Origin of the sequence: Synechococcus sp. MU1655 (genome assembly GCF_023630655.1) — a bacterium.
Lineage (GTDB): Bacteria > Cyanobacteriota > Cyanobacteriia > PCC-6307 > Cyanobiaceae > Synechococcus_C.
On sequence record NZ_JAKUHK010000033.1, the window covers coordinates 1 to 12,750 of the forward strand.

A 12,750-nucleotide genomic window follows, 5' to 3' on the forward strand; every position below is an offset into this window, starting at 1 on the left:
GCGAGGACGTTCAATCGATGCACTGCAGGCAGCCAGATCCAAGGGACTGCTGGCACAGAACAATCCATCCAGAGGCTGGTGTGCTGGGTCGAGGCCGGCGGCAATGCGCTCAGCTGGCGTTGAAAGGTGCCACCCGCAAGATGTCGGCCAGGATCGGCACCACGCATGTTGAGGCGCAGCACCGCATATCCAGCCGCAAACAGGGCGATACCAAGCCTGCGCAGGCCTTCCCGTCGACTCGAGCCCCCGAGTCCGTGCAAGACAACCACCAGCGCCTTCGGAGCTGGTGGACACTCCAAGAAAGCCAGCAGGGCTCCAGAGCCCGCGGCACCGCTGCTCAAAGCAGGTACTTCGATCTCCAGGGGTTGACCCTGATCGATCGGCAAATCCACGGGTCGGAGCGTGTCCCTCAAGGTCTGAAGGTCGCCCCCCCACCAGGGAAAACGCTGCCGAAAGGGAGCAACCCCCAGTTGCTTCAGCAGCTGGGGGTCTGGGTTTGGATCAGGCCAGCTCACAGGCGCATCATTTCTTACCGACGCCTAACTCCTTGAGTTCTCCCAGCAGATCTCCAAGCACCTTCTTGGCATCGCCAAACACCATGGAGGTGTTGCCGAGTTCAAACAGGTCATTTTTGATGCCGGAATAACCAGCACTCATGCCGCGCTTCACCACAAACACAGTCTGGGCCTGCTGAACATCCAACACTGGCATCCCATAAAGCGGCGAATTGGGGTCGGTCTTGGCCTGGGGATTCACCACATCATTGGCACCCAACACAAGCACCACATCGGTAGCAGGGAACTCAGGATTGATCACATCCATCTCCTTGAGCTGCTCGTAAGGCACATCGGCCTCAGCCAGAAGGACATTCATGTGACCGGGCATGCGGCCCGCCACAGGGTGAATCGCATAGGCCACCTCAATCCCAGCCGCCTCCAAGGAGCGGGTTACCTCTCGCAACGTGTGCTGGGCCTGGGCCACAGCCAGGCCATAGCCGGGAACAATGATCACGCGTTCTGCCGCTTCAAGGGTGAGGGCGCACTCCTCAACACTGCAACTGGTGATGTTGGTGTATTCGCCACCACCACCGGAGGCTGTGGATGAAGCGCCAAGAGCTCCGCCAAACAGCACCGACACCAGCGAGCGATTCATGCCGTTGCACATCACCTGGGTGAGGATCAAACCGGCAGCGCCCACCATCGCGCCAGCCACGATCAGCAGCTGACTGCCCACAACGAAACCGGCAGCAGCGGCAGCCACACCGGAATAGCTATTCAGAAGAGAGATCACCACTGGCATATCCGCTCCACCGATCGGCAGGGTGACGCCGATGCCCAGAAGGCCGGAGGCGATCACCAGCAACCACAGCGCGGCCTGACTGCTGCCGTCGGAAGCGATCAACTTGATCGCAGCCACAAGACAAACAACGGCCAGAGCGATGTTCACAAGGTGGCGGATCTTGCTCTGCATCCAGGGAGGCGTTGAGAGCCAGCCCTGGAGCTTGGCCATCGCCACGATCGAGCCTGTGAAGGTGATCGAGCCAACGAAGACCGAGATCACAATCGACACCACCGCGACGAGCGTGCCGTCATCGAGCGTGCCGGGGAACAGTGCTGCAGCCAGGGCCACCAACAGCGATGACATGCCGCCGCAGCCGTTGAACAGCGCCACAGTTTCGGGCATGGAGGTCATGGGAACCCTCTGGGCCGTGATCGCACCCAGGACTCCACCCACAACAGTGCCGGCGATGATCCAGGCCCAGGCCTGTCCATCGAAGCTTGGGAAGCCCAAATAACTGATCAGAAGACCAATGACAGCGAGGGCCATGGCAACAGCGGCGAGCTGATTGGCACTCCGTGCGGAACGCACCTTGGAAAGACCTTTGATGCCGAGTGCCAGCAGCAGAACGGCGACGAGGTCGATGGCGTAGTTCAGGAACTCCATCAGCTGTTCTCCTTGCGGGCGGGCTTGCGGCTGAACATGGCGAGCATGCGGTCAGTGACCAGGAAGCCGCCAATCACGTTGAAAAGAGCGAAACCAAGAGAGACCGAGCCGAGAACCAGGAGAGGGGTACTTCCATCAGCTTTGATGATCGCGGTAAGAGCGGCCAGCATCGTGATCCCGGAGATGGCATTGGCACCACTCATCAATGGCGTGTGAAGCGTTGGGGGGACCTTGCCGATCAGTTCGAAGCCAAGCAGGCTTCCGAGCAGCAGGACCCAGAGAGCATTCACCAGAGGTGGGGTTTGGGAGGCAGTGGCCGCACCCATGAGTAGAAGAGAATCCATTAGTTGGCTCCTGGGGTGAGAACGTCTCCGCGGCAGATGGTGCCGTCCTGACTGATCAGGCATCCGGCAATCAGCTCGTCTTCGTTGTCGAGGGTGAGCTGGCCGTCTTGAAGGGTGGGCTGCAGTAATGCCAAGAGATTGCGGGCGTACAACGCGCTGGCGTGATTCGGGACGCTGCAGGGAAGTTCGTTCGCACCAATCAGCTTCACGCCTTTACGGTTCACCGTTTGGGACGGAACGGTGTCGGCACAGTTACCTCCTTGAGCAACGGCCAGATCAACCACCACCGATCCAGGGCGCATGCGATCAAGCATGTCCTCACTGATTAAGCGTGGGGCTCGCCTGCCAGGAACTTGGGCTGTACAAATTGCCACATCAGCCTGGGCTAATTGGTCAGATAGCTGTTGTCGCTGCGCGGCCAGAAACGCGTCTGAGGCTTGCTTGGCGTAACCACCCGATTCCGCTGGCTTGTCATCCATCTCCGGGGGATCGATGAAACGGGCTCCCAGCGACTCCACCTGCTCTTTCACGGCAGGGCGAATGTCGCTCACATACACAACTGCCCCCAAACGGCGAGCAGTGGCCACGGCCTGAAGACCTGCAACACCAGCACCCAACACCACAACCCTGGCGGGCTGCACGGTGCCTGCTGCGGTCATCAGCATCGGGAAATAGCGATCCAAGGCCGCAGCGCCAAGCAAGACAGCCTTGTAGCCAGCGATGTTGGCCTGAGACGAGAGCACATCAGCGGACTGGGCACGACTGATCCGGGGCAGGAGCTCAAGGGCCATGGCTGAAAGACCACATCCCTTCAAGGCTTCCGCTAGCTCGTGATTGCCATAGGGGGACAACATCCCCACCACCAGGGCACCCCGGCGCAAGCGACCGAGCGATGCCGGACCAGGGCTTTGAACACACAGCAAAACGTCGGCCTGACCCCAGGCTTGCGGCTCTCCTGGAGCAACCAAATCGGCTCCAGCACTGGCGTAGGTCTCGTCAAGAAAACCGGAGGACACTCCGGCACCACGCTCGACGGCTACGGAGCAGCCGAGAGCAATGAATTTTTTAAGGGTCTCGGGTGAAGCAGCCACACGGGTTTCAGCCGCTGCGCTTTCAATCGGGATAAGGAGTCTGGGCAAGTTCGTTGTGCCGCCACCCAGTTGAGATTACGAGGTCGTGGCTCCCGAAACGCATCTTTTCTGTAGAAGCTGACTTAGTGAAGCAGCTGTGGCTAGTCAGGGGATTCTGTCTTTAGGCGCATGGGTCTCTCCGCAATCGAATGTCCCGATGGCGTTTGCCACAGCCATCACGGCGGGCATGCCGTGAATCGCCGCACCATGGAAGAACTTCTTGCCGAACATGGCCGGGAATGGTGCGAGCGCCTCGCAGAACGGGTCTACGAAATGTCTGTGGACACGTTCTCTCAATCGGTGATGCCCAGCCTGCACGCAGCGGGCTGGCAACGACGCCACCTGGATTGGGAATTCAAATTGCAAGACAAACAGTCCGACACAGAGGCCGAGCCGGATCGGACTCTGGTTGATGGAATGATCAACGCCACCGAAAGCTTCCTGCGCAGCAGCGAAGTTCACCGTTTGTTCATTCAAGAACTCGTCCAGGGAACCTTTGAAGAAGCCTCAGACGATCATCTGCGTAGCAACGCCGTGCGTCAGCTGATCGAAGACGAAATTCTGACCATGCTTCAAGACCAGAAAACGGCCATGTTGCAGCGCATTGTCAGCCAACTCACCAGTGCGGCTGACGGCGATGCGCAACGGGCGCAAACCGCTGCAGAAGAGGGGTTCATGGAAGTAGAGCGCTTGCTCTATAACCACAGCGAATCCCTTTAGCCATAGATCTCGATCCCGGCTAAAAGAGCGGCAAAAGCTCTTGCTCAACCGCCTGCACCAGGGGCCATTGCCTCTGGTGCTGCAACCAACGCAGCCGCAGAATCAACGGATCGATATCGCATTCAAGGGGCCAACACTGCTCAAGCCGTTGGCGCTGATCAGGATTGGATGGGTAACGAGGACGGCTTTTGGCCATGGCGGCAGGGGGCCGGAAACCCCAAGAGCTGTTGGCTGGAAGCTAAGGGTGGCATCCACGGATGGAATGGTTAGAAAGACCTAACTTTTGCGGCTGACCGATCGCACGTCCTTCGTTTCAGCTCGCAGGAGACGGCCCACGAGCCAGGATCCAACCGCGTCAGTGGCAACAGCAACTGGTTCAGCTGCTGCGCAGACGCCTGGATCCAGACGCAAGCCACGGGCGCGACGTGCTGATCCATGCAGGACCAGGTGCGGGCAAAACCCTGGGGGCCCTGCTCGGATTTCAAGCCATGCAGCAAGAGGGGAGGTTGAAATGCTTTTTGGTGATGTGTCACCGCACATCGATCCTCAACCAATGGCGCACAGCAGCCGAACGGGTGGGGTTACGCCTCGAGCACTGGAATGAATCGACACCCAACATCCAGAGCCAAAACCTCCAGCACGCCGATGGTTGGCTCGTCACCTACCAAGGGGCAGCGAGTCAGCTCGACGGGCTCAAACAGGCGCTCGAGCCATGGGCTGGTGATCAGCTTTTAGCGATTGCGGATGAAGCGCATCACCTGGGCGTAGATCCGGATGAGCCGGATGGTCCGGTCTGGGGACGCACCTTTTTAGAGCTGAGCAGCCAGGCTCGACTCAGGCTGGGGCTCACAGGGACCCCCTTTCGAGCCGACAATCTCGCCTTTTGTGCCGCGAGACGGATCCGAATCCAGGAGGGGGAACAACTGGTGGAGCAGATCAGTCCTGACCTCTGCGTTGAGCCCCGAGAGCTGATTGCCGCTGGTGACGTACGACCGCTGGAATTTCGCTTCCAAGACGGTTGGGTGGAGCACAATCGTGCTGGGAAGCCTGATCGCGACGTCTCGCCTCTCTCTGAGGAGATGCGTGAAAGCTGGAGAGCACGCAATTTGCGCAGGGCGATCCGTCTCTCCGATAGCAGCAGCATTGCTCAGCAACTCTTGATCAGGGCCAGACGCAAACTGGAGCAGGTGCGTGAACAGCACCCGAGCGCTGGCGGTCTCGTGATTGCCAAAGACATTGCTCACGCCCGATCGATCAGCTCCCTGCTGAGGGAGCAGGGTGATCGGGTGGACCTGGTGCATTCGCAAGATCCAGAGGCCGCCCAACGACTCAGCAGCTTTCAAGAGGGTGGTGCCGACTGGCTCGTCAGCATCGACATGTGCGCCGAAGGCTTCGACGCCCCAAGGTTGCGCGTTGTCGCCTATCTCACAACAGTCGTCACCCGCAGTCGCTTCGTGCAGGGCATCACCCGCGCTGTTCGGATGTGCAGCGCCAGGGCAGCCACTGAAACGGTGCCTCGAGACCCTTCTTATGTGTTTGCTCCTGCGGACCCATTGCTGATGAGCTACGCGCGCAGCTGGTCTCTCTCAGAGCCCTATCGGATTCAAGCCCAACAACAGGAAGCAGATTCCGATGACCCGCTGCAGTCGGGCGCATGGAGAGGTCCCAGCCTTCCCTTGGAGGCCGTCAATGACGGAGCTGGTGCCGTGATTCGCCTCAGAACCCCCGAATTACCCAATTTTTTGCATCAATGAAAACTTCTCCGCAGAAAAAAAAATGCGACGTTGTGCGAAATCACACACGATGTTGGTCCTCCAACAGGCAATGTGGTCTCTATCAGGGAGTCAGTCATGGACGCAGCACTTGAACGCCGAGTCAGTGTTGCCACCTGCTGGGCAACAACCAGAATCAATGCCCTAGACAGCACTGAGCGCTATGAGGACAGCTACGCATTGACTCAAGAATTCAGGGAATGGATCACATGTATCGGGGAAAGTCCGGAACTCTTTGCTGAATCCGTGATGAGCGTGGGGCAAATTTCAGAGAAACGACAAGGTTTCGACCTCGAAGAAGGCGCTGAGGATTCGGTCGAAATCTAAATAAATTATTAAATCTTGCTTTTGCGACACATATTCTCCCGGAAATTGCACAGCGTTTCTCATTAAAAACAAAGCGACCGCTCAGAGAGCCCCTTTAGATTCAACTCATACTCAATACGCATAAGCCATGGGCGCGAGCGAGAACCTAGTGATCGTCGGATCCGGCCCAGCTGGGTACACGGCAGCCATTTACGCGGCAAGAGCCAACCTCAATCCGCTCCTTATCACGGGATTTCAGCGCGGCGGGATCCCGGGCGGTCAACTGATGACCACCACGCATGTTGAAAATTTTCCCGGCTTTCCTGATGGGGTCCTAGGCCCCGATCTGATGGATCTCATGAAAGCTCAGGCGGAGCGCTGGGGCACTCATCTTCTCGAAGCCGATGCTGACCTGATCGACTTGAGCCAGCGTCCTTACCGCATTCAGGCCGACGGCAAGACGATCCAAACCCAATCGATCATCATCGCCACTGGCGCGAGCGCCAACCGCTTGGGCTTACCCAGCGAAGAACGCTTCTGGAGCAAGGGAATTAGTGCTTGCGCCATTTGCGATGGCGCAACTCCCCAGTTCCGCAAGGAGGAATTGGCGGTGGTTGGAGGCGGAGATTCCGCTTGCGAAGAAGCGGTATATCTCACCAAGTACGGCAGTCATGTGCACCTGTTGGTTCGCTCGGACCGCTTGCGAGCCAGTGCAGCCATGGCTGACCGGGTTGAAGCCAATCCCCAAATCACGGTCCACTGGAACACCGAGGTGGTGGACGTTGAAGGAACGGACTGGATGAACGGCCTACGACTTCGCAATCGAGACAGTGGCAACGAGGAAACATTGGCCGTGCGTGGAATGTTTTATGCCATTGGCCACACGCCCAACACCGAACTGTTGAAAGGCCAACTGGATTGTGATCGCAGCGGTTATCTCGTCACCCAACCCGGCAGACCAGAGACCTCCATGGAAGGTGTGTTTGCAGCCGGCGACGTCGCCGATGCGGAATGGCGACAAGGGATTACAGCTGCAGGCAGTGGCTGCCAAGCGGCCCTTGCCGCAGAACGCTGGTTAAGCCATCACGACTTGGCCACGCTTGTGAGTCGTGAGGCGGTTGAGCCGCAAAAAGCCAGTGCGCCACAAGCCTTAGAAGCAACAACGGAAGCCAGTTACGACGCCAATGCTGAATGGCAAAAAGGAAGTTATGCCCTCCGCAAGCTCTATCACGACAGCAAGAAACCCCTGCTCGTTATTTACAGCTCCCCAAGCTGCGGCCCCTGTCATGTGCTGAAGCCACAGCTGAAGCGGGTGCTCTCAGAACTGAATGGTCAGGCTCAGGGCGTCGAAATTGACATCGAAGCCGATCAAGAGATTGCAGAACAGGCTGGCGTCAACGGCACCCCAACGGTCCAGCTGTTTTATGACAAGTCGCTGCAACAGCAGTGGCGCGGAGTGAAACAGCGCAGTGAATTCAAGGGTGCGATCGAGGCCCTTCTCAACGCCCAGTGACTTAACGGCGGCGTGGGCCACCAGGACGGTTACCACCTGGACGCCCACCCGGTGCACCCGCATTGCGCTCGCGGTAAGTGATCCGACCACGGGTCAGGTCATAGGGACTGATTTCCACCAGAACCTTGTCACCTGCCAGCAGTTTGATTCGGAATTTTGTGAGCTTTCCGGCGGCGCGGCACAGGCACTGGTGACCAGCGGGCTGCTCCAGGGTCACGAGGTAAAACCCGTTGCCCTGCTCTTTTTCAATCACACCCGAGGTCTCAATCATGCGCCAAGGTCAACGTCGTCATTGATGCCAGTTTAGGAGGCCACCTTCAACGCTTTTCCACCATTGCCCCGTCAGTCTGTTTAAGGTCATCTCCGCTACTTCAAGCCATTTGATGCTCCCCCCGCTCACCCTCGACCTGGGCCTGTTGCTGATTTCTATCGGCGCTGTGAATCTCTGGCGTAACCGTCAGAATGCGAATTAGCTTGTTGGCAAGTTCTGAAGTGTTTTTGTGTCTGAATCAGCTCTGATTGCTTTCACATCCCTGGTTCAATCCGATTCTCAGCTACGGGAGCAGGTACGCCAGGCACCCACACCAGCTCACGTTGTGAATCTTGCTTCTGAACAAGGGCACGTCTTCAACCAAGCCACACTCATGAAGATGCAAGCAGAGAAGATGAAGCATCTTCATGATGACCATCTCAACAACGCGTCCAGCTGGGGCGAAGCACTTTTGCTTTGCTTTGGAGCACACAACTGATCCTTCTGCTGCACAAGCCCTATGGGGTTCTGAGTCAGTTCACACCTGAACTGCAGAGCCGCTGGGGATGCCTAGCTGAGTGGGTCCCAATCCCAAATGTTTACGCTGCTGGCCGCCTCGACGCCGACAGTGAAGGGTTGCTGTTGCTCACCGACAACGGCCGGCTGCAGCAACGCCTCACCGATCCTCGATTTGGCCACTGGCGACAGTATTGGGTCCAGGTGGAGGGCTGCGCGAATGAAAGCCAATTGAATCAACTTCAGCGGGGAGTGATGATTCAAGGGCGCCGAACCAGGCCTGCGAAAGCGAGGGTATTAGCCGATCAAGAAAGACAAACAATTGGCGATCGCAATCCACCGATTCGAGAACGTCGTTCGATTCCAACCTCCTGGCTATGTCTTGAACTTCGTGAGGGACGCAACCGCCAAGTGCGTCGCATGACCGCAGCGGTGGGCCTCCCCACCCTGAGGCTGATTCGTCACTCCATCGACTTAATGGATGGAGAGACAACCCTGAGCCTCAATGGCCTCAGTCCAGGAATGTGGCGCGAGGTCACCCGCTCGGAAGATCAACGCCTCAAGCGGCTGCTTAACCGTTCGGCAGCGCACCGGTCAGCGTGACCGCGCGAAATTCGATTCCTTCAACAATCCGCCAGGGAGTGGCAGAACGCTCGGCGTACTGAACCTGCTCAAGCCCCAGCGCTCGGAAATCCTCCAAAAAAGCCTCCTCCAACCAGGCCCCACTGATGCAGCCACTCCAAAGCTCGGCGTCCTGCTGAAGAGCCATCGGCACCGGGCGATCGCAAACAATATCGCTGATCGCTACGCGCCCCGCAGGCCGAAGGACGCGCCGAATGTTCTGCAACAACCTCTCCCGGGCGGAAGGGTTCACCAGATTCAGCACGCAATTGCTGAGCACCAGATCAATGCTGGAATCAGCCACCAGAGGCGCTCCCGTGGCATCGGTGGCATCAAGCGCCTCGATCGCACCCTCGAGAAAGCAAACATTGGCGTAGCCAATCCGCTCTGCCACCACGGGTGCAGCAGAGCGAGAAAGGGCCAACATCTCCGTATTGCGGTCCACACCAATCACTTGGCCTGTTGCCCCAACCACCTGTGCACAAATAAAGGCGTTCTTTCCGCTTCCACTACCGAGGTCCAAAACAGTATCTCCAGAGCGCACCCAACGAGTGGGATCACCACAGCCGTAATCCCTCTCCACCACAGCCTGGGGGAGGGGCTTCAACAACGAGGGATCAAACGCCACTGGAGTGCAGAGACAGGCTTCTTGTTCCGAGGCAGCCGCTCCATAACGGTCCTCCACCGCCTGCGTTTGATCGAACGAAGAGGGATTAGGACCGCAACAAGACGACATCGGCAACAGCGTTTGATTACCCCCATTTTGAACAGATCCCAAGCCCTTAAGAGAGCCAGTCCCTAGCTCAGGACGTCCTGAAGCTCACGCACGGTTTGCCATTGCCCGTAGTAGTAATTGGCGCTAGCGCGGCGATCGATATCCTCCATCCCATCAAACGCATCGAAACCAACGCTTTGCCACAGCTCATGCCCACAAGCACGGTTGAGCTCCGTTTCCGCTTCTCGAGCAAGATTGTCGAGCCGTCTCTGAAGGTTTTTGACTTGGGCGGCAGACATGAGAATGATCCAGAAACATGCAAATACTAGCGAGCAAATAGTACAAATACACCACTCTCGCCGTCAACGGGGCTAAAAGGCAGCTTTTTTTTGGCGTCCTTGTCTAGATCGGCCTCCATGTCTCTGAGGCGTTTCAAGATCGTGTCGTAGTACTCGCGGATGTAGGTCTCCAACTGCGTCGTTTCACTGGGGTCCAGGCCAAAGGCGCGATAACTAGCCTCCATAGGAGCGTCAAGAGATCCGCCTCCACCCGTGACCTCAGCAAACGCCAGACGCTCAGCCACGTTGACAGCGGGTTCGAAGAATGAGCAGATCCCCTGCATCAAATTCAGCAGGCTCCCTGGAACGCGAAACACCCTTGCCGACTTGGAGCTAGCCAGCTCACAGAGTTGAATCACTTCTCCGGTGTTCCAGGCTTTCGGTCCCACCACGGGATACGAGCAACGAATCGTCTCTGGGCGATCCACGGCAGCGACCGCGAAACGAGCCATGTCTTGCGTGTTCATGTAGGCGATGCGGGTTGGACTTCCACTCACCCACACCGTCTGACTTTCCAAAATGGGGATCGAGAACTGACTGATCACGCCCTGCATGAACGCCGCTCCTTGCAGGATCGTGTAATCCAGATCCGACTCCTCCAGCAGCCGCTCAGTGCAGTGCTTGATGTCCATCAGCGGAACATCGCGGTGCTTTGAGGCATCCAAGAGGGAGAGAAACACGAAGCGCTTCACATCGGCACGCTCACAAGCCCTGAGCAAGTTGAGCTTGCCGTCCCAATCGGTGACGTAAATGCTCTTGGGATCGGTTGGACGACTCGTGGCGGCATCGATAACCGCATCCATGCCATCGAGTGCGTAATCCAGGCTGTCCGGCTCAAGAAGGTCACCGCGAGTGAGCTCACAGCCCCACTCCTGTAAGAAGGCTGCTTTACGAGGTGAGCGCACTACGCAACGCACTTTGTGGCCAGCATCAATCGCTTGTTTCGCGATTTGACGACCAAGCGTTCCTGTCCCACCAACCACCAGAACCTGCATCGGGTCAGTCATTCCAAGCGAGGAGCCTAAAGGGCCCAAAGTCCGGGTGCGCCTATCAGTCGCCTTGGAGTTTCAAAAGCAAGGCACCACCAGCGAGGCCCACGGGAATCAACACCCAGAACACGACAGCAATTCCGAAAATTTCCGAAGCCATGAAACGGGATTCACAATCAACATCTATTTAACGATCTTTCCCGCCAAATTCGGCGCATCGTCGCAACAAGATGCCGAGAGGCGCATTGGTTCGCACCTGCCCAGCCATGACTCCACTCACCGACGCGCTGTAACCGGAGGCCCGAAGCACTGCAACCAAGGGCTCGATCGCAGGGGGGCCTTTGAGCTGAAGTCGTCGGGATAATTCACCCGTCGACCAGCAACAGGCCGGTTGACCAGGATCCGCCATCAACCCCTCCAGCATCCTCCTGCTGCGAGGGGCAAGGGTTCGGTCTTGCCCCTCGCTTAACCCCGTGCTCGAAGCTGCATCCAACTGGTCACTGATCTCCAAGAGGCCGTTGATCTGGCCAACATCCTGCAGCGGACCAATCCAGAGAGGACCACTCACCGCCCAACGTCCGCAGCCATCGGTACAGGCGCAGGGTCTCCAACCCTGCAGGTCCAACATCGCTTGCACCGCCTGGTCACCGCAGCGGTCACAACGGGCCAAAAACCCCAGCTGCTGCTCTTCACCCGAACGGATCCGCTGACGCATGCGCACCGCAACACGGAAGGTGCGGCCATCGCTAAAGCAAAACAAGGGCTCTAGACCTCGTCCCAGCAGCCAAGCTTCACGGGCTAAGGCAGCCAATTGAAGGCGCAGAGCCAGCTCCCAACTCGAGGGGTGCGCACGAGCCGCTGCACCAAACCGACGCACAGCGGCAAACCGGTCATGCCCCGTCGGTGAGCGACCGTCGGTGCTCGCAAGCAACAGCACGCCTCCAAACCGCATCGCCTGGAGTGTGGATTGGAGCAACACATTCGGGCATCCAAAAGGGTCGAGATCGATCAGATCAAAAAAACGATGCTCCAAATAGGCCTCACGCAGGAGCCTCTCCGCCGCCTGATGGCTCTGGGTGAGCACCACCCCAGCACAGGATTGCAACGGTTCGAGATTGGCGGCTAGCAGGGGCCCACGCTCTTGATCCGCGTCATTCACCCAGAGCTCCACGGGGTGCTGGGACGCCCCCCTCCCCTCCAGTCCCCAGCGAAGAGATCGGATCCCGCAACCAGCCATGAGGTCCAGCCAGCGCAGGGGTTGATCCCTGGAAGCGCCCTCCAAAGTTGAGGCAGCCAACAACACAGAGAGATCTCTCGCCGGTCTGGAATCGGGGCGAAAGAAACCACCCCCGGGCCGCACAGATGCCATCCCTTCGCGATAGTGACCGTTCAACTCCGTCAGGCGTGTGCACGCAACCGCTCTCCAGCCTGCCTCGAACGGTGCCGATTGGGGCGAAAGTGCGGTTTGGACCTGGCAGGGCTACCGCTGTCACTGGCGCGTACTCGGGGATCCCCAAGCTCCCCCGATGGTTTTGCTGCATGGATTTGGTGCCAGCAGCAGCCATTGGCGTCACAACGCAGCTCCACTCACA

The 12,750-nt window shown here is 58.2% G+C and carries 16 protein-coding genes and 2 pseudogenes; 7 read left to right on the plus strand and 11 right to left on the minus strand.

Annotated elements, in window-relative coordinates; all coding sequences use genetic code 11:
* The 4 genes and pseudogenes from NCN04_RS02945 to NCN04_RS02960 form a co-directional block, all read right to left on the minus strand.
* Positions 1-515: pseudogene (locus tag NCN04_RS02945) on the minus strand (alpha/beta fold hydrolase family protein); the annotation flags it as partial.
* 7 nt (positions 516-522) lie between these two features.
* Positions 523-1,944 (minus strand): NAD(P)(+) transhydrogenase (Re/Si-specific) subunit beta, encoded by a 1,422-nt coding sequence (locus NCN04_RS02950; protein ID WP_250395136.1) that lies wholly within the window; start codon positions 1,942-1,944, stop codon positions 523-525.
* Positions 1,944-2,288: an NAD(P) transhydrogenase subunit alpha part 2 gene (locus NCN04_RS02955; RefSeq protein ID WP_371190319.1), complete on the minus strand. Its 345-nt coding sequence runs from the start codon at positions 2,286-2,288 to the stop codon at positions 1,944-1,946. The genes NCN04_RS02950 and NCN04_RS02955 overlap by 1 nt, the downstream gene beginning before the upstream one ends.
* Positions 2,288-3,427 carry a Re/Si-specific NAD(P)(+) transhydrogenase subunit alpha gene (locus tag NCN04_RS02960; protein WP_250395137.1) on the minus strand — a complete coding sequence of 380 codons (1,140 nt, stop codon included), beginning with the start codon at positions 3,425-3,427 and terminating at the stop codon, positions 2,288-2,290. Before NCN04_RS02960 ends, NCN04_RS02955 begins: the two co-directional genes overlap by 1 nt.
* 120 nt (positions 3,428-3,547) lie before the next feature.
* On the opposite strand from NCN04_RS02960, the gene NCN04_RS02965 reads away from it, so the two are divergent.
* Positions 3,548-4,138 (plus strand): EF-1 guanine nucleotide exchange domain-containing protein, encoded by a 591-nt coding sequence (locus tag NCN04_RS02965; protein ID WP_250395138.1) that lies wholly within the window; start codon positions 3,548-3,550, stop codon positions 4,136-4,138.
* Positions 4,139-4,157: 19 nt separating this feature from the next.
* On the opposite strand, the gene NCN04_RS02970 is transcribed toward NCN04_RS02965, so the two are convergent.
* Entirely contained in the window at positions 4,158-4,334 is a 177-nt protein-coding gene (locus NCN04_RS02970) for a hypothetical protein (protein WP_245407270.1), read from the minus strand.
* Positions 4,335-4,482: 148 nt separating this feature from the next.
* Between NCN04_RS02970 and NCN04_RS02975 the strand changes: the two genes are divergently transcribed.
* The 3 genes from NCN04_RS02975 to trxB all read left to right on the plus strand — a co-directional run bounded on the left by NCN04_RS02975 (position 4,483) and on the right by trxB (position 7,729).
* Positions 4,483-5,892 (plus strand): DEAD/DEAH box helicase, encoded by a 1,410-nt coding sequence (locus tag NCN04_RS02975; RefSeq protein WP_071840726.1) that lies wholly within the window; start codon positions 4,483-4,485, stop codon positions 5,890-5,892.
* 96 nt (positions 5,893-5,988) lie between these two features.
* Positions 5,989-6,237 (plus strand): DUF8673 family protein, encoded by a 249-nt coding sequence (locus NCN04_RS02980; RefSeq protein WP_250395139.1) that lies wholly within the window; start codon positions 5,989-5,991, stop codon positions 6,235-6,237.
* A 127-nt stretch (positions 6,238-6,364) separates the two neighbouring features.
* Positions 6,365-7,729: a thioredoxin-disulfide reductase gene (gene trxB, locus NCN04_RS02985; protein WP_250395140.1), complete on the plus strand. Its 1,365-nt coding sequence runs from the start codon at positions 6,365-6,367 to the stop codon at positions 7,727-7,729.
* A 1-nt stretch (position 7,730) separates the two neighbouring features.
* Here trxB and infA read toward each other — a convergent pair whose 3' ends face one another.
* Positions 7,731-8,000, minus strand: a complete 270-nt coding sequence (gene infA, locus NCN04_RS02990) for a translation initiation factor IF-1 (RefSeq protein ID WP_006041809.1) — start codon at positions 7,998-8,000, stop codon at positions 7,731-7,733.
* A gap of 229 nt (positions 8,001-8,229) precedes the next feature.
* Between infA and NCN04_RS02995 the strand changes: the two genes are divergently transcribed.
* Both NCN04_RS02995 and NCN04_RS03000 read left to right on the plus strand, forming a co-directional pair.
* Positions 8,230-8,478 carry a Nif11-like leader peptide family natural product precursor gene (locus NCN04_RS02995; RefSeq protein ID WP_011618846.1) on the plus strand — a complete coding sequence of 83 codons (249 nt, stop codon included), beginning with the start codon at positions 8,230-8,232 and terminating at the stop codon, positions 8,476-8,478.
* Positions 8,457-9,098, plus strand: a complete 642-nt coding sequence (locus NCN04_RS03000) for a pseudouridine synthase (protein WP_250395141.1) — start codon at positions 8,457-8,459, stop codon at positions 9,096-9,098. Before NCN04_RS02995 ends, NCN04_RS03000 begins: the two co-directional genes overlap by 22 nt.
* Here the strand turns inward: NCN04_RS03000 and NCN04_RS03005 are convergent.
* From NCN04_RS03005 to NCN04_RS03025, 5 genes are all read right to left on the minus strand, one after another.
* Complete coding sequence (locus NCN04_RS03005) at positions 9,067-9,852, minus strand: methyltransferase domain-containing protein (protein WP_250395146.1); 786 nt, start codon at positions 9,850-9,852, stop codon at positions 9,067-9,069. The genes NCN04_RS03000 and NCN04_RS03005 overlap by 32 nt on opposite strands.
* A 62-nt stretch (positions 9,853-9,914) precedes the next feature.
* Complete coding sequence (locus NCN04_RS03010; RefSeq protein WP_250395142.1) at positions 9,915-10,130, minus strand: DUF8669 family protein; 216 nt, start codon at positions 10,128-10,130, stop codon at positions 9,915-9,917.
* A 26-nt stretch (positions 10,131-10,156) separates the two neighbouring features.
* Positions 10,157-11,164, minus strand: a complete 1,008-nt coding sequence (locus NCN04_RS03015; protein WP_250395143.1) for an NAD(P)H-binding protein — start codon at positions 11,162-11,164, stop codon at positions 10,157-10,159.
* A 55-nt stretch (positions 11,165-11,219) separates the two neighbouring features.
* Positions 11,220-11,318 carry a cytochrome b6-f complex subunit PetM gene (gene petM, locus NCN04_RS03020; protein ID WP_006852199.1) on the minus strand — a complete coding sequence of 33 codons (99 nt, stop codon included), beginning with the start codon at positions 11,316-11,318 and terminating at the stop codon, positions 11,220-11,222.
* A 27-nt stretch (positions 11,319-11,345) separates the two neighbouring features.
* Positions 11,346-12,527: a class I SAM-dependent methyltransferase gene (locus tag NCN04_RS03025; protein WP_250395144.1), complete on the minus strand. Its 1,182-nt coding sequence runs from the start codon at positions 12,525-12,527 to the stop codon at positions 11,346-11,348.
* 37 nt (positions 12,528-12,564) lie between these two features.
* Between NCN04_RS03025 and NCN04_RS03030 the strand changes: the two are divergent.
* Positions 12,565-12,750, plus strand: a pseudogene (locus tag NCN04_RS03030) (alpha/beta fold hydrolase); the annotation flags it as partial.